The 14,900-nt window shown below is 71.9% G+C and carries 11 protein-coding genes and 2 tRNA genes; 10 read left to right on the forward strand and 3 right to left on the reverse strand.

The window, feature by feature from the left end; translation table 11 throughout:
- Positions 1 to 128 precede the first annotated feature (128 nt).
- The 7 genes from M4J07_RS10290 (at position 129) to M4J07_RS10320 (ending at position 8,270) form a co-directional block, all read left to right on the forward strand.
- Positions 129 to 914 (forward strand): acyl-CoA dehydrogenase family protein, encoded by a 786-nt coding sequence (locus tag M4J07_RS10290; RefSeq protein ID WP_255970057.1) that lies wholly within the window; start codon positions 129 to 131, stop codon positions 912 to 914.
- 145 nt (positions 915 to 1,059) lie between these two features.
- Positions 1,060 to 1,533 (forward strand): NAD(P)H-dependent oxidoreductase subunit E, encoded by a 474-nt coding sequence (locus M4J07_RS10295; protein WP_255970060.1) that lies wholly within the window; start codon positions 1,060 to 1,062, stop codon positions 1,531 to 1,533.
- Positions 1,534 to 1,535: 2 nt separating this feature from the next.
- Positions 1,536 to 3,134 carry a formate dehydrogenase beta subunit gene (locus M4J07_RS10300; protein ID WP_255970063.1) on the forward strand — a complete coding sequence of 533 codons (1,599 nt, stop codon included), beginning with the start codon at positions 1,536 to 1,538 and terminating at the stop codon, positions 3,132 to 3,134.
- Positions 3,131 to 5,905 carry a formate dehydrogenase subunit alpha gene (gene fdhF, locus M4J07_RS10305; RefSeq protein ID WP_255970066.1) on the forward strand — a complete coding sequence of 925 codons (2,775 nt, stop codon included), beginning with the start codon at positions 3,131 to 3,133 and terminating at the stop codon, positions 5,903 to 5,905. The genes M4J07_RS10300 and fdhF overlap by 4 nt, the downstream gene beginning before the upstream one ends.
- A 1-nt stretch (position 5,906) precedes the next feature.
- Positions 5,907 to 6,167: a formate dehydrogenase subunit delta gene (locus tag M4J07_RS10310; protein ID WP_255970069.1), complete on the forward strand. Its 261-nt coding sequence runs from the start codon at positions 5,907 to 5,909 to the stop codon at positions 6,165 to 6,167.
- A 122-nt stretch (positions 6,168 to 6,289) separates the two neighbouring features.
- Positions 6,290 to 7,261 carry a 2-dehydropantoate 2-reductase gene (locus M4J07_RS10315; protein WP_255970072.1) on the forward strand — a complete coding sequence of 324 codons (972 nt, stop codon included), beginning with the start codon at positions 6,290 to 6,292 and terminating at the stop codon, positions 7,259 to 7,261.
- A 73-nt stretch (positions 7,262 to 7,334) separates the two neighbouring features.
- Positions 7,335 to 8,270, forward strand: coding sequence for a LysR family transcriptional regulator (locus tag M4J07_RS10320; protein ID WP_255970075.1), 936 nt, complete (start codon positions 7,335 to 7,337; stop codon positions 8,268 to 8,270).
- Between the two features lie 2 nt (positions 8,271 to 8,272).
- On the opposite strand, the gene M4J07_RS10325 is transcribed toward M4J07_RS10320, so the two are convergent.
- A complete protein-coding gene (locus tag M4J07_RS10325) occupies positions 8,273 to 9,820 on the reverse strand; it encodes a FadD7 family fatty acid--CoA ligase (RefSeq protein ID WP_255970078.1) in 1,548 nt (515 codons plus the stop codon).
- Between the two features lie 267 nt (positions 9,821 to 10,087).
- Here M4J07_RS10325 and oxc point away from each other — a divergent pair, with 267 nt between their 5' ends.
- The 3 genes from oxc to M4J07_RS10340 all read left to right on the forward strand — a co-directional run bounded on the left by oxc (position 10,088) and on the right by M4J07_RS10340 (position 12,235).
- A complete protein-coding gene (gene oxc / locus M4J07_RS10330; protein ID WP_255970081.1) occupies positions 10,088 to 11,806 on the forward strand; it encodes an oxalyl-CoA decarboxylase in 1,719 nt (572 codons plus the stop codon).
- Between the two features lie 98 nt (positions 11,807 to 11,904).
- Positions 11,905 to 11,989: transfer RNA gene (locus M4J07_RS10335), tRNA-Leu, on the forward strand.
- Between the two features lie 158 nt (positions 11,990 to 12,147).
- Positions 12,148 to 12,235: transfer RNA gene (locus M4J07_RS10340), tRNA-Leu, on the forward strand.
- 81 nt (positions 12,236 to 12,316) lie between these two features.
- Here M4J07_RS10340 and M4J07_RS10345 read toward each other — a convergent pair.
- Positions 12,317 to 13,183, reverse strand: a complete 867-nt coding sequence (locus M4J07_RS10345; protein WP_255970084.1) for an SIS domain-containing protein — start codon at positions 13,181 to 13,183, stop codon at positions 12,317 to 12,319.
- Positions 13,184 to 13,293: 110 nt separating this feature from the next.
- Complete coding sequence (locus tag M4J07_RS10350) at positions 13,294 to 14,754, reverse strand: glycoside hydrolase family 30 protein (protein ID WP_255970087.1); 1,461 nt, start codon at positions 14,752 to 14,754, stop codon at positions 13,294 to 13,296.
- Positions 14,755 to 14,900: the final 146 nt, after the last annotated feature.

Below are 14,900 nucleotides of genomic sequence, written 5' to 3' on the forward strand. Positions count from 1 at the left end.
TGCCCGGAGCGGGCCTCGTAAAGGAAATCCAAAGGGCTCCGTCGTACCCCTGGCGCCAGGAAGTGCATCCGAAATACTGTATGCAATCAACGTACCGCATCAGATGCCGCTCACGAGGGGGTCGCCCCGTGTCGTACCGCACCGCTCTCACGCACGTCCTGTCCGACGTCGTCGCGCCGCGCGCGGAAGTGACCCGAGCGCGGGGCGCCTTCCCGCGCCACGCCGTGACGGCGCTCGGCACCGCCGGGCTCCTCGGGCTCACCGTCGCCACCGAACTCGGCGGCGGCGGACGGGGGTTGACGGAGGCCGCCGCCGTGGTCGAACGCACCGCCCGGGCCTGTCCGGCGACCGCCGCCGTGCTGCAGGCGCACTACGCCGCCGTGGCTGTCGTCGAGGAGTACGGCGATCCCTGGCTGCGCGGCGAGATCGCCGCCGGCCGACACCTGTGCAGCCTCGCGCTGGCCGAGGACGACGCCGGGGAGCCGGGCGTCGGCACCTCGCTCCTGTCGCCGCACGGCACCGCCGAACAGGGCGGCGGGGTCGTGGCCCTGTGCGCCCGCAAGCACCAGGTCGTGGCGGCGGGGGAGGCCGACCTCTACCTCTGGTCGTCGCGGCCGGTCGCGGCGCGTGACGGGCTGAGTCTGTGGGCGGTCCCGGCGCACGCCCCCGACCTGTTCGTCCCGGCGCGCCCCGGCCGCTCCGGCCCGCCCGGCAGTGCCACCTCCACGGTGCTCGCGGACCCCGCGTTCGTCCCCGCGGAGGCGCTGCTCGGCGAGGACGGCGGCGGGCTCGACATCCTGCTGCGCACGGTGCTGCCGTGGCTCATCGAACTGCGGGCGGCCTGCGGCGCGGACGAGGCGGCCGGGGACGCGGGTCGCGCACCCGAGGCCGGAGTCTCGCTCGCCGCGTCGTGAACGAGCTGCAGGAACGCGGGTGTTGGGGCCCGGATCCCGTCCAGGCCCTTTACTTTCGGCTTCTGTATACAGAAACCTGTATGGGGTAGTGCCACAGTCTCCAGCGCCTCTCGCCGGAGACCCGCATGACGGAGGCGAAGCGATCATGACGACCAGCGGTACGGACGTGTCGGTCGAGAGCGTGGTCAGGAGAGCCGCGGCCGCACACCGCGCCGAACGCGGCGCGCTGCTGCCCGTACTCCACGCGGTGCAGGCCGAGTTGGGCTGCGTACCGCAGGAGGCCATCCCGGTCCTCGCCGACGAGTTCAACCTCTCCCGCGCCGACGTCCACGGAGTGGTGACCTTCTACCACGACTTCCGCCGCGAACCCGCGGGTCGCAGCACGGTCCGCATCTGCCGGGCCGAAGCCTGCCAGGCGCTCGGCGCGAACCGCCTGGTCAGCTACGCACGCGAGGCCGGAACCCCGGTCGGGGAGACCTCCGCCGACGGCGCGGTCACCGTCGAACAGGTCTTCTGCCTCGGCAACTGCGCCCTCGGCCCGTCGGTGGAGGTCGACGGCCGGCTGCACGGCCGGGTCAGCCCCGAACGGCTCGGCGCGCTCCTCAACGGAACGGTGTGACGATGCAGAACCCGACCATCGTGTACGTCCCGCGCGACTCGGCGGCCCGCTCGGTCGGTGCCGACGAGGTCGCCGCCGCACTCCAACAGGCCAGTGAGCAGGGCGAGTTCGCCATCGAAGTGGTGCGCAACGGATCGCGCGGCGCACTCTGGCTCGAACCGCTCGTCGAGGTCGTCACCGAGCAGGGCCGCATCGGCTACGGCCCGGTGACCGCCGACGACGTACCAGGACTGCTCGCCGCCGGTCTGCTCACCGGCGGCGACCATCCGCTGCGCCTCGGCCGCGTCGACCAACTCCCCTGGCTGGCACGGCAGAACAGGGTCACCTTCGCCCGCGTCGGCGTCATCGACCCGCTCTCGCCCGAGGACTACGTCGCCCACGGCGGCCTGCGCGGCCTGCGCGCCGCCCTCGCGCTCGACCCCGCCGACGTCGTCGCCCAGGTCACCGAGTCCGGACTGCGCGGCCGCGGCGGCGCCGGATTCCCGGCCGGCATCAAGTGGAAGACCGTCCTCGAGTGCCAGGGCGAGGGGGCTGACCTCAAGTTCATCTGCTGCAACGCCGACGAGGGCGACAGCGGCACCTTCGCCGACCGCATGGTCATGGAGGGCGACCCGTTCCTGCTCATCGAGGGCATGGCGATCGCCGCACACGCCGTCGGCGCGAGCGAGGGCTACATCTACCTGCGCTCCGAGTACCCCGACGCCATCGCCACCATGAACGCGGCCATCGAGATCGCCCACGGCCAGGGCTGGCTCGGCAAGGGCGTCCTGGGCTCGACGCTCGACTTCGACCTGAGGGTCCGGGTCGGCGCGGGCGCGTACATCTGCGGCGAGGAGACCTCCATGCTGGACAGCCTGGAGGGCAAGCGCGGCATGGTCCGCGCGAAGCCGCCGATCCCCGCGATCGAGGGCCTCTTCGGCAAACCGACCGTCGTCAACAACGTCCTCACCCTCACCACCGTCCCCGTCGTCCTCGCCGACGGGCCCAAGGCCTACCAGGACCTCGGCGTCGGCCGCTCCCGCGGCACCCAGGTCTTCCAGCTCGGCGGCAACATCAAGCGCGGCGGCATCGTCGAGACCGCCTTCGGCATCACCCTGCGCGAATTGATCGAGGACTACGGCGGCGGCACCCTCAGCGGCCGCCCCGTCCGCACCGCCCAGGTCGGCGGACCGCTCGGCGCGTACCTGCCGGTGGAACAGTTCGACCTGCCGATGGACTACGAGGCGTTCGCCGAGGCCGGCGCGATGCTCGGGCACGGCGGCGTCGTGGTCTTCGACGACTCCGTGGACATGGCCGCACAGGCCCGGTTCGCCATGGAGTTCTGCGCCGAGGAGTCCTGCGGCAAGTGCACCCCCTGCCGGGTCGGCGCCGTCCGCGGCGTCGAAGTGATCGACCGCATCGTCGCCGGCACCCACCGGGACGAGAACCTGGCCCTGCTCGAAGACCTCTGCGACCTGATGACCGACGGCTCGCTGTGCGCGATGGGCGGACTGACCCCCATGCCGGTGCGCAGCGCCCTCGCCCACTTCCCCGACGACTTCCTGGGCGGCCGCAAGCTGCTCGACATCACGCCCGTACACAGGACGGAGGGCACGGCATGACGCTCCTCAAGGAACCCGACTTCGGAACACCGGAACGGCCGGGCCCGGCGACCGTCTCCGTGGAGATCGACGGCATGCCGGTGACCGTGCCCGAGGGCACGTCGGTGATGCGCGCCGCCGCCGAGGCCGGCGTCGACATCCCGAAGCTGTGCGCCACCGACAGCCTGGACGCGTTCGGCTCGTGCCGGCTGTGCGTCGTGGAGATCGACGGCCGCCGCGGCACCCCGGCCTCCTGCACCACCCCGTGCAGCGAGGGCATGTCGGTGCGCACCCAGACCCCCAAGGTGGAGAAGCTGCGCCAGGGCGTCATGGAGCTCTACATCTCCGACCACCCCCTGGACTGTCTGACCTGCCCCGCCAACGGCGACTGCGAACTGCAGGACATGGCCGGTGTGGTGGGCCTGCGCCAGGTCCGCTACGGCTACGAGGGCGAGAACCACCTCGACGCCGAGAAGGACACCTCCAACCCCTACTTCGACTTCGACCCGTCCAAGTGCATCGCCTGCTCGCGCTGCGTACGGGCCTGCGGCGAGGTGCAGGGCACGTTCGCGCTGACCATCGAGGGGCGCGGCTTCGAGTCCAAGGTGGCGGCGGGCGCGGGCGAGTCGTTCATGGACTCCGAGTGCGTCTCCTGCGGCGCCTGCGTCCAGGCCTGCCCGACCTCGACCCTCCAGGAGCGCTCGGTCGTCGACCTCGGCATGCCGACCCGCTCCGTCGTCACCACCTGCGCGTACTGCGGCGTCGGCTGCTCCTTCAAGGCCGAGCTGCGCGGCGACGAACTCGTGCGCATGGTCCCGTACAAGGACGGCGGGGCCAACGAGGGCCACTCCTGCGTGAAGGGCCGCTTCGCCTTCGGTTACGCGACGCACCCCGACCGTCAACTCAAGCCCATGGTGCGGGAGTCCATCACCGATCCCTGGCGCGAGGTCGAGTGGGACGAGGCGATCGGCACGGTCGCCCGCCGCATGCGCGAGATCCAGGACCGTCACGGCAAGGGCTCCATCGGCGCGATCTCCTCTTCCCGTTGCACCAATGAAGAGGTCTACGTCGTCCAGAAGATGGTCCGCGCCGCGTTCGGCAACAACAACGTCGACACCTGCGCCCGCGTCTGCCACTCGCCCACCGGCTACGGGCTGAAGCAGACCTTCGGCGAATCGGCCGGCACCCAGGACTTCCGCTCGGTCGCCGAGGCCGACGTCATCATGGTCATCGGCGCCAATCCCACCGACGGCCACCCGGTGTTCGCCTCCCGGATGAAGCGCAGGCTGCGCGAGGGCGCCCGGCTCATCGTGGTCGACCCGCGCCGCATCGACCTGGTCCGTTCCCCGCACATCGAGGCCAGCCACCACCTCCAGCTGCGGCCCTCCACCAACGTGGCCGTGGTCAACGCGATGGCGCACGTCGTCGTCACCGAGGGCCTCGTCGACAAGGGCTTCGTCGCGCAGCGCTGCGAGGGCTACGAGGACTGGGCCGAGTTCGTGGCCCGCCCGGAGAACAGCCCCGAGGCCACCGAGGAGGTCACCGGCGTCCCCGCCGCCGAGCTGCGCGCCGCCGCCCGCCTCTACGCGTCCGCACCCAACGGAGCCATCTACTACGGCCTCGGCGTCACCGAGCACAGCCAGGGTTCCACCATGGTCATGGGCATGGCCAACCTGGCGATGGCCTGCGGCAACATCGGCCGCGACGGCGTCGGCGTGAACCCGCTGCGCGGGCAGAACAACGTCCAGGGCTCCTGCGACATGGGCTCCTTCCCGCACGAACTGCCCGGCTACCGGCATGTGTCGGACGACGCGGTGCGCGGCGTCTTCGAGGAACTGTGGGGCGGCACGATCCTCGCCGAGCCGGGCCTGCGCATCCCCAACATGTTCGACGCGGCCATCGACGGCACGTTCCGCGGCCTGTTCGTGCACGGCGAGGACATCGCCCAGTCGGACCCGAACCTGAAGCACGTGACGGCGGCCCTCGAAGCCATGGAACTGGTCGTCGTCCAGGACCTGTTCCTCAACGAGACCGCCAAGTTCGCCCACGTCTTCCTGCCCGGCGCCTCCTTCCTGGAGAAGGACGGCACGTTCACCAACGCCGAGCGGCGCATCAACCTGGTCCGCCAGGTGATGGCCCCCAAGGCGGGCAAGCACGAGTGGCAGATCGTCTGCGAGATCGCCACCGCCATGGGGTACCCCATGGCCTACGACCACCCGTCGCAGATCATGGACGAGATCGCCCAGGTCACCCCGACCTTCGAGGGCGTCTCCTTCGACCTCATCGACAAGCTCGGCAGCGTCCAGTGGCCGTGCAACGAAGAGGCCCCCGAAGGCACCCCGACCATGCACGTGGACGAATTCACCCGCGGCAAGGGCCGGTTCGTCGTCACCTCGTACGTCCCGACCAACGAACGCAGCACCCGCCGCTACCCGCTGGTCCTCACCACCGGCCGCATCCTCAGCCAGTACAACGTCGGCGCGCAGACCCGGCGCACCGGCAACGTCGCCTGGCACCCCGAGGACATCCTCGAACTGCATCCGCACGACGCCGAGGAACGCGGCATCACCGACGGCGACACCGTCACCCTCGCCAGCCGCGTCGGCACCACCACGCTCAAGGCGCAGATCTCCGACCGGATGCCGACCGGCGTCGTCTACACGACGTTCCACCACCCGGTCACCGGGGCGAACGTGGTGACCACCGAGAACTCGGACTGGGCCACCAACTGCCCCGAGTACAAGGTGACCGCCGTCCAGGTGCGGCGCGCCCGCGTCACGGCGGGGGACTGACATGGCCCACACCGCCGTGCCGGCCGAACGCCGGATGGCCAACGACATCGCCAAGCACCACGCCCACCTGCCGGCCGACCTGGCCGCCGAGGCCATCGCCGGCCACCTCACCAGGTTCTGGGACCCGCGGATGCGCGAGCGGCTCCTCGCCTCCGTGGACGACGGCGCCGACGGTGCCGACGGTGCCGACGGTGCCGACGGTGCCGGCGGCGCGGACGGATTCGACCCGCTCGTCCTGGCCGCGGTGAAACTCATGCGCTGAGGCGCTTCCCGCAGACGGTGGGGCGACGCGGCCGTGCAACCGCGTCGCCCCACCCGTTTCACCCGCACGACCTCATGTCCTCGAGTAACTCCCCACACCCTCGAATTCCCGGAGGAGTCACGATGAAGATCGCAGTTGTCGGCGCCGGAGCCATCGGCGCCTATGTCGGAGCCGCCCTGCACCGCGGCGGCGCCGAGGTCCACCTCATCGCCCGCCGCGACCACCTGCGGGCCATCCAGGAGAACGGCGTCCGGGTGCTCAGCGCCCGCGGCGACTTCACCGCCCACCCGCACGCCACCGACGACCCGAACGAGATCGGCCCGGTCGACTACGTCTTCCTCGGCCTGAAGGCCCACTCGTACCCCACCAGCGGCGCACTGATCACCCCGCTGCTCGGCGAGCACACCGCGGTCGTCGCCGGACAGAACGGCATCCCCTGGTGGTACTTCCACCAGCTGAAGGGCCCCTACGAGGGCCGCCGCATCGAAGCCGTCGACCCGGGCGGCGCCACCAGCGAGGTGCTGCCCCCGCAGCGCGCCATCGGCTGCGTCGTCTACCCGGCCACCGTCATCGAGTCCCCGGGCGTCATCCGGCATCTGGAAGGCACCCGGTTCTCCATCGGCGAGCCGGGCGGGGAACTCTCCGACCGGTGCACGGCCCTCAGCGAAGCCATGATCGCGGGCGGTCTGAAGTGTCCCGTCGAGGAGAACCTCCGCGACGACATCTGGATCAAGCTGATGGGCAACGCGGCCTTCAACCCGATCAGCGCCCTCACCCGGGCCACCATGGTCGACATCTGCCGCCACCCGTCGACCCGCACCATGGTCACCCGCGTCATGGAGGAGATCCTCGACGTCGCGGCCCGCGTCGGCTCCCGGCCCGACATCTCCATCGAGAAGCGGCTGCGCGGCGCCGAGGGCGTCGGCCACCACAAGACGTCCATGCTCCAGGACCTCGAAGCGGGCAAGCAGCTGGAACTGGACGCCATCGTCACGGCCGTCGTGGAGATGGCCGACATCACCGGCGCCGAGGCACCGACGCTGCGCACGGTGCACGCCGCGACCGACCTGCTGGCCCGCACCGTGGCCGCGTAGCGGGTCTTGTCGTACGGGAGCCGGTGGGCGAGGCTTCGAACGATCACGTGACAGCCCCGGAAGGGAGCCGTACATGCTGTTCCGGCAGCTGGAGTACTTCGTGGCGGTGGCGCGCGAACGACACTTCGCGCGCGCCGCGGAGTCCTGCTACGTCTCCCAGCCGGCGCTCTCCGCGGCCATCGCCAAACTGGAGCGCGAACTCAACGTCACGCTGATCAACCGTGGCCACACCTACCAGGGCCTGACCGCCGAGGGGGAGCGGCTGGTCGTCTGGGCCAAGCGGATCCTCGCCGAACAGGAGGCGTTCAAGGCCGAGGTGGCCGCCGTGCAGTCGGGCATCACCGGGACGCTGCGCCTGGGCACCGACCCCACGGCGTCCACCACGCTCGCCCTCCCGGTCGCCGCCTTCTGCTCCGCGCACCCGCTGGCCAAGGTGCAGGTCCGCTCGCGCCTGTCCACGAGGGAACTCCACCGCCAGCTGCGCGACTTCGAACTCGACGTCGCCATCGCCCACTTCGACCCCTGCGACCAGGAGGGCCTGCAGATCGTCCCGCTCTACGAGGAGCGGTACATGCTGCTGGTCCCCGACGAACAGTTCACCTCGGTCCAGGGCAGCGTCAGCTGGGCGGACGCGGCGCAGCTCCCCCTCGCGCTGCTCACCCCCGACATGCGGATCCGGCAGATCGTCGACAAGGTCTTCGCCGACAAGGGCCTGGAGGTCACCCCGCAGGTCGAGACCGACTCGATCGCCTCCCTGTACGCCCACGTGGGCGGCGGCGACTGGGCGAGCATCGTCCCGCACACCTGGCTGCGGGCGATGCCCGTCGTCGGCCGGGCGCGGGCGCTGCCGCTGGTCGACCCGGCGGCCGGGGCGCAGGTCTCGGTCGCCATCCACGCGGGCACGCCCGGCTCGATCGCGGCCCGCGCCTTCGTCAGCGCGGCCACCGGCCTTGGCCTCGACGAGGTCTTCGCCCAGCCGCCGCGGCCCGTGCCCGACCGGGTCCGCTGATCTCACGCGTACCGGTCCCGTACCGCGATCCGGTCGAGCCCGCCCTGCGCGGTCCGCGGCAGCGCCCCGACCAGCACGATCCGCTCCGGCACCGCGAAGGCGGCGAGCCGGTCGCGGCAGTAGCGCAGGATCTCCGCCGGGCCCGCGCACTCCTCGCCCCGCACCACCACGGCGGCCGCCACCCGCTGCCCGCCCCCGCCGTCGGCCACCCCGAACACGGCCGCCTCGACGACGGAGGGGCACCCGGCGAGCACGTCCTCCACGTACTCGGGCGAGACCGTCCGGCCCCCGCGCTCGATGAGAGTGCCGATCCGCCCGGCCAGCGACAGGTACCCGTCCTCGTCCAGGGACCCCAGATCGCCGGTGCGCAGCCAGCCGTCGGCGGTGAACACCCGGGCCCCACCGCCGGGTTCGGCGAGACGGCCGCGCGCGACCGTCGGCCCCTGCACCCACACCTCACCGCGCACCCCGGCCGGCCGGTCCCGCCCGTCCGGGCCGACGACGCGCAGCCGCACCCCGGTCGCCCGGCCCACCGTGCCCTGCTTCAGCGGCCCGCGCTGCGGCAGCGGCTCGCCGGCGATCTGGTGCGTTGACTCCGTCGTCCCGTACGCGGACAGCAACGGCGCCGCGAACATCCGCTCCAGAGCGCGCTGCGTAGCCGCGTTCAGGGGTCCGCCGCAACTGCGGACGAACCGCAGCGGCGGCGGATGCGGCCCCGGATCCTGCGTCTCGGACCGGGCCAGCAGCGCCTCGTGGAGGCTCGGCACCGCGGTGAACCAGGTCGCCCCGACCGCCCGCAGATCGTCCCAGAGCGTCTCCGCGCGGAAGCGCCCGGACGCGGGCAGCAGCACGCACCCGCCGGTGGCCAGCGGCGCGAGGAGCGCCGCGAACAGGCCGTGCCCGTGGAAGAACGGCATCACGGCCACCGTCGCGTCCCGGGGCCCCAGCTCGTACGTGGCGCAGATCCCCCGCACCGAAGCGGCCACGTTCGCGTGGCTCAGCGGCACCAGCCGGGCCCGGCCCATCGTGCCCGCCGTACACAGCACCACGGTGTCCTGCGGGGCGAGACCCGGCGGCGGGCCGGGGACGAGCGCACCGGACCGCAGCCCGACCGACGCCGCCCCGCCACGCCGCAGCGCCACGCGCACGGTCCAGCCCACCCCGTCCTCCGCCGCCAGCACGGCCCGCGCCCCCAACTCCGCTGTGCGTGCCGCGAGTTCGGACGCCGGGAGGGCGGGATCGAGCGGGGCGGTCACCAGGCCCGCGCGGGCCGCGCCCAGCAGGGCGACCACGAACTCGACGGTGTTCGAGGAGACCAGGGCGACCACGTCGCCGCGCCGCAGCCCCGCCGCACGCAACCGGTCCGCCGTCCGCCCGGCCAGGGCCGCGAGATCACGGTAGGAGAGCGGCAGCCGGTCCCGGCCGACGACCAGCGCGCGGGCCTCGGGACGCTCCCGGGCCTGCCGCTCGACCAGACCGGCCAGACCCGTGAGTGCGGGCGGCCGGTACCGGTGGGCATCGCGCACGGACGCCGCGGCCGACGTGGCCATGCCCTCCTCCTCCCGTCACGAACTCCCGTCACGAAGCAGTACCCAGCGAGCCTGCGAGGCCGCGCGCCCCGCGTCCAATACGCAGTCACGAACAGCCGATAACCCCCGCTTATGGAGCGCGTCCGCGCAGCTCACAGCCGTTCCCGGCCGGTCGATAGACACCGTTTATCGGCTGGAAGCCGATGGGTCTTGGACGCGGGCCCACCCGCTGTCGAAGGTGGGGTCAGAAGCCGCTCCGGCAGGACCTGCCCAAGGAGGATCCGGACCATGACCGCCGCCTCGAACACGCCGGCCGAGCCCACCGACGGGTACCACCTCGTCGTCGACGCGCTGAAGATGAACGGGGTCGAGACCGTCTACGGCGTGGTCGGCATCCCCATCACCGACCTCGCCCGCCTCGCGCAGGCCGAGGGCATCCGCTACGTGGGCTTCCGCCACGAGTCCAACGCCGGACACGCCGCCGCGATCGCCGGCTACCTCACCAAACAGCCGGGCATCTGTCTCACCGTCTCCGCCCCCGGCTTCCTCAACGGCCTGGTGGCGCTCGCCAACGCCACCACCAACTGCTTCCCCATGGTCCAGATCTCCGGCTCGAGCGAGCGCCACCTCGTCGACCTCAAGCAGGGCGACTACGAGGAGATGGACCAGCTCGCCGCGGCCCAGCCGTTCGTGAAGGCCGCCTACCGGGTCAGCCGTGTCGAGGACATCGGCCGCGGCATCGCCCGCGCCCTGCGCACCGCGATCTCCGGCCGCCCCGGCGGCGTCTACCTCGACATCCCCGCCGCCGTGCTCGGCTCGATCATGGACAAGGAGGAGGGCGCGAAGACGCTGAGCCGCCTGGTCGACCCGGCCCCGCGCCAGCTGCCCGCCCCCGAGTCGGTGGACCGCGCGATCGAGCTGCTCGCCTCGGCCGAGCGCCCGCTCGTCGTCCTCGGCAAGGGCGCGGCCTACGCGCAGGCCGACACCAAGATCCGCGACTTCGTCGAGTCGACCGGCATTCCCTACGTACCGATGTCCATGGCCAAGGGCCTGCTCCCCGACGACCACCCGCAGTCCGCGGCGACGGCCCGCTCCCTCGCCCTCAAGCGGGCCGACGTGGTCATGCTGGTCGGCGCCCGGCTGAACTGGCTGCTCAACCACGGCGAGCGCGGCTGGAACCCCGACGCCAAGTTCATCCAGGTCGACATCGAGCCCAGGGAGATCGACAGCAACCAGCCGATCGCCGCCCCGCTCGTCGGCGACATCGAATCGGTGCTCGACGCGATATCGGAGCGCGCCAAGCCCGGCCAGATCGCGACGCCCGCGGCCTGGAAGGAAGAGCTGGCAGCCCGTTCCTCCCAGAACGTGGCGAAGATGGCCAAGCGCCTGGAGGCCGACCCGCACCCCATGCAGTTCATGGGCGCGCTCCGGGCGGTACGCGACGTGCTGCGCCCGCGCCCGGAGACGTACCTGGTCAACGAGGGCGCGAACGCCCTCGACATGGCACGCAACGTGATCGACATGTCCGTCCCGCGGCACCGCCTGGACAGCGGCACGTGGGGCGTCATGGGCATCGGCATGGGCTACGCGATCGCCGCCGCCGTCGAGACCGGGCAGCCGGTGGTGGCGGTGGAGGGCGACAGCGCCTTCGGCTTCTCCGGCATGGAACTGGAGACGATCTGCCGCTACAACCTCCCGGTCGTCACCGTGATCATGAACAACGGCGGGGTGTACCGGGGCGACGAGGCCAGCGGCCGCTCCGACGACCCGGCCCCGACCACGCTGATGAGCGCCGCCCGCCACGACCTGATGATCGAGGCATTCGGCGGCAAGGGCTACCGCGCGACCACCCCCGCCGAGGTGACCGCGGCCCTCACCGAGGCCCTGGAGTCCGGCGGCCCGGCGCTGATCGACTGCGTGATCGACCCGTCGGCGGGCACGGAGAGTGGCCACATCGCCCACCTGAACCCGAAGGGTGTCGGCAACATCGGCCCCGCCAAGAGCTGACGCCGCCGAGCGGGCGGATACGCAGGTGAAGGGCACCCCCAAACCTTGGTATTGTTGTGCGTGTCGCCGCGGGGAACACCCACGGGCGACAGCACCCGGTCCGGGTGGCGGAATGGCAGACGCGCTAGCTTGAGGTGCTAGTGCCCTTTATCGGGCGTGGGGGTTCAAGTCCCCCCTCGGACACAGAGCGTGATCGGACGGTGCCGGTCGGGAATGATCCCGACCGGCACTTCTGTTTATCCGCCCGCACGAGGTTTATGCAGGTGAGAGGCGCTCCGAAAGCTTGGTATTGTTGGCTTTACCGCTGCGGGGAACACCCGCGGAGAAGCGGTGCACACCCTGTCCGGGTGGCGGAATGGCAGACGCGCTAGCTTGAGGTGCTAGTGCCCTTTATCGGGCGTGGGGGTTCAAGTCCCCCCTCGGACACCAGCGAAGTGCCGATCGAGATCTCTCTCGATCGGCACTTTTTTGCTGGGCGGGCATGCCCGCCAGTGAGCCCGCGGCCCGCGCTCAGGCCGTCCCCCGCGCCGGCCCCGCCGTCGCCAGTCGCTGCACCCGCACCAGCTCCGCGAGTGGATCGCGGGCCGATGCGATCAGCGTGCCGCCGGTGTCGCGGATCGCCTGGGACAAGCGGTCGGGGACGTCGCCGAAGACCCAGGTCACCTGGTCCGGGACGGAGGGGCCGAGGCGGTACTCGGGTTCCGGGTAGGCCTGGGCCCAGGTGTCCGCGTTGTCGCGCATCAGCTGGGCCGCTGCCTCGGCGATGCCGTACGTCCAGCCGGTGCCGAGGAACGTGAACCGGCGTGCCGTGAGCAGCGCAGGGGGCAGGGTCTCCTTGATCGCCTCGTAGGCGTCGTCCGTGGCGTCGTCCAGATTCTCGCCCAGATGGGCGCGGAGCAGGGCGAGGGCCGTGGTGGGGAAGAGGGTGGCCACCGCCGCCTGCGGCTCGTCGGCGAAGTCGAGGCGCAGCGTGTGGTCGGCGATGCCGGGGGAGTCGGGCGACGCGGTGATCGCGACGCTGGGCACGCTGCCGTGCACCTTGCCGAGCAGCCGCAGCATCACGGGCGTCGTGCCCGTGCGGGTGAGGGCCACGATGCGGTCGTACTCGCGGCCGTGGAGGAACGCCGACGCGCTGAACGCGTCCGTCTCGCCGTGCCCCGACGCCTCGCGCAGCGCCGCGTAGGCCTGCGCCATCGCGTACGAGGGGCCCGACCCGACGACGGCGACGCGCTCGCCGCGTCGGGGCAGCGGCGCCCGGGGGCTGACGGCGAGTTCGGCGGCGCGGGTCCAGCAGTCGGGCTGGCCCGCGAGGCCCAGGTCCGCCCCGTCTCGCGCCGTCGGTATCTCGGGCGTACGTCTCGCGCTCGTCCTGCTCATGGCCCCCCCGGGCTGCTCAGCACACGTGGCTCACCTGCGTGTTCGTGCGACGACGGTACTCGACGCCAGGGGGCCGGTGGAGCCCGGGGACGGCCGGGACGGCCAGGGCGTCAGTCGTGCGCCCGGCCCTGGTCCAGGACGACCGTGACCACCGAGCGGGCGGGCAGCTTCGCCGTCAGGTGGCCGGCGAAGACGCGGGCGAGGCCGGGCGTCGCCGTCGTCCCGTGGTCGCCGTCCGTCAGGTACGCGGTGGGCCGGTGGCCCTTCGCCGCCTTCAGGGACAGATCGGCGGTCGTGGCCTCGGAGCCGGTGTTGATGAGGACGGCGACGTCGCTGCCGTCCGTGTTGCGGTAGGCCGAGGTGAGCACCGCCTCGTCGCCGGACGTGGCGTCGACGCGGACCGCGCCGGGGCGGATGAACTTGCTGAACGCCCCGATCGCCCGCAGCCGCGTGGACGGTTCGTAGCTGTCGCCGTCCATCCGGACGAGCGCGCCGGTGTTGCCGATCGAGGCGCCCAGCCAGAAGAGATAGGCGGAGGAGTCGGCCCGGGCGAGGGCGTCGTGGATGTGCTCGGCCACGTACAGGCCGGCCGCGTTCGTGCCGTCGTCCCACTTGCTCGGCCACACCCCGCTGCCCGCCCACTCCGTCATCCACGCGGGCTTCGGGCTGTCGGTCAGCGGGCTGGTGGGGGCGGACGCGTAGCCGTGGGCGCTGTACGCGGACACCTCCTTCTCCGCCGCCGGGTCCGCCGCGATGGCCGCGGCGTACGCCTTGCCCTGGTCCCAGCCGAAACTGTCGCAGCAGTACAGCTGCGTGCCGGGGGCCTCGGCACGCAGTACAGGACCGATCGACTTCACCGCGTCCGCCGCCTGCTCCGGGGTGAAGAGCATCGAGGCGTACGTCGCCTGCCAGTCCGGCTCGTTGGTGAAGTTCAGGTCCGTGATCCGGATGCCTTCCTTCTTGTAGAACTTCACGTACTGGGCGAGGTACCTGCCGTACGCGCTGCGCCAGTCGCCGCTCGCGCAGTCCGTGCCGACGACGCCGCACAGCGTGCCGCCGTTCGCGTCGGAACCGGTCGTCTTCATGTAGCCGGGGGCGCTCCACGCGTCCGCGATGAACCGCCTCACCCCGTACTTCCTGGCCTCCTTGGCGAGCCAGACCTGACCGCCGTCGTTGCCGTCCCACTCGTACGCCAGAGGTTCGTCGGGGCTCGCGGGCGCGGTCGGGGCGATGGTCCGCATGTGGTCGTAGACCTCGTCCGTGGACGAGCCGACGCCGAGGCGCAGCATGCTCAGGCCCGCGCCGTCCCCGCGCGAGAAGAGGAGCTTGACGATCTCGTCGCCCTTCTCGGCGGACAGACCGTTCAGACCGTGGATGACGGCCGCGCGCTGGAACGCCTCGGAGACGCCGAACCCGTCGATGCGCTGGTGGCGTTGCGAGAAGTCGATCCGGCCCGGGGCGGTGTCGGCGCCGGCCGGGGTGCCCGGCAGGGCGAGGGCGGCGGAGGTCAGGGCCAGGGTGGCGGCGAGCAGGCCGAGACGGCGGCGCTGAGGTCTGTGCTGCGACGGCATCCGTGTACTCCCGTGAATCCAGACATGGGTAAGTAGCCGCCCCTGTAAGGGTGTTGGGGCAGGACGGGGCGGGCCGAGCCGGTCGTGCTCCAGGTACGGTCGCGACCGCCGGCCAGTCTGTCAAGGCACTTAACAAATTGCGGAGG

The sequence above is a fragment of the Streptomyces longispororuber genome, assembly GCF_024448165.1.
GTDB lineage: Bacteria > Actinomycetota > Actinomycetes > Streptomycetales > Streptomycetaceae > Streptomyces > Streptomyces longispororuber_A.

Coding starts and splice junctions, on each gene's coding strand:
- M4J07_RS10295 (WP_255970060.1), top strand. CDS start 1,060: ATGACGACCAGCGGTACGGACGTGTCGGTCGAGAGCGTGGTCAGGAGA.
- M4J07_RS10300 (WP_255970063.1), top strand. CDS start 1,536: ATGCAGAACCCGACCATCGTGTACGTCCCGCGCGACTCGGCGGCCCGC.
- fdhF (WP_255970066.1), top strand. CDS start 3,131: ATGACGCTCCTCAAGGAACCCGACTTCGGAACACCGGAACGGCCGGGC.
- M4J07_RS10310 (WP_255970069.1), top strand. CDS start 5,907: ATGGCCCACACCGCCGTGCCGGCCGAACGCCGGATGGCCAACGACATC.
- M4J07_RS10315 (WP_255970072.1), top strand. CDS start 6,290: ATGAAGATCGCAGTTGTCGGCGCCGGAGCCATCGGCGCCTATGTCGGA.
- M4J07_RS10320 (WP_255970075.1), top strand. CDS start 7,335: ATGCTGTTCCGGCAGCTGGAGTACTTCGTGGCGGTGGCGCGCGAACGA.
- M4J07_RS10325 (WP_255970078.1), bottom strand. CDS start 9,820: ATGGCCACGTCGGCCGCGGCGTCCGTGCGCGATGCCCACCGGTACCGG.
- oxc (WP_255970081.1), top strand. CDS start 10,088: ATGACCGCCGCCTCGAACACGCCGGCCGAGCCCACCGACGGGTACCAC.
- M4J07_RS10345 (WP_255970084.1), bottom strand. CDS start 13,183: ATGAGCAGGACGAGCGCGAGACGTACGCCCGAGATACCGACGGCGCGA.
- M4J07_RS10350 (WP_255970087.1), bottom strand. CDS start 14,754: ATGCCGTCGCAGCACAGACCTCAGCGCCGCCGTCTCGGCCTGCTCGCC.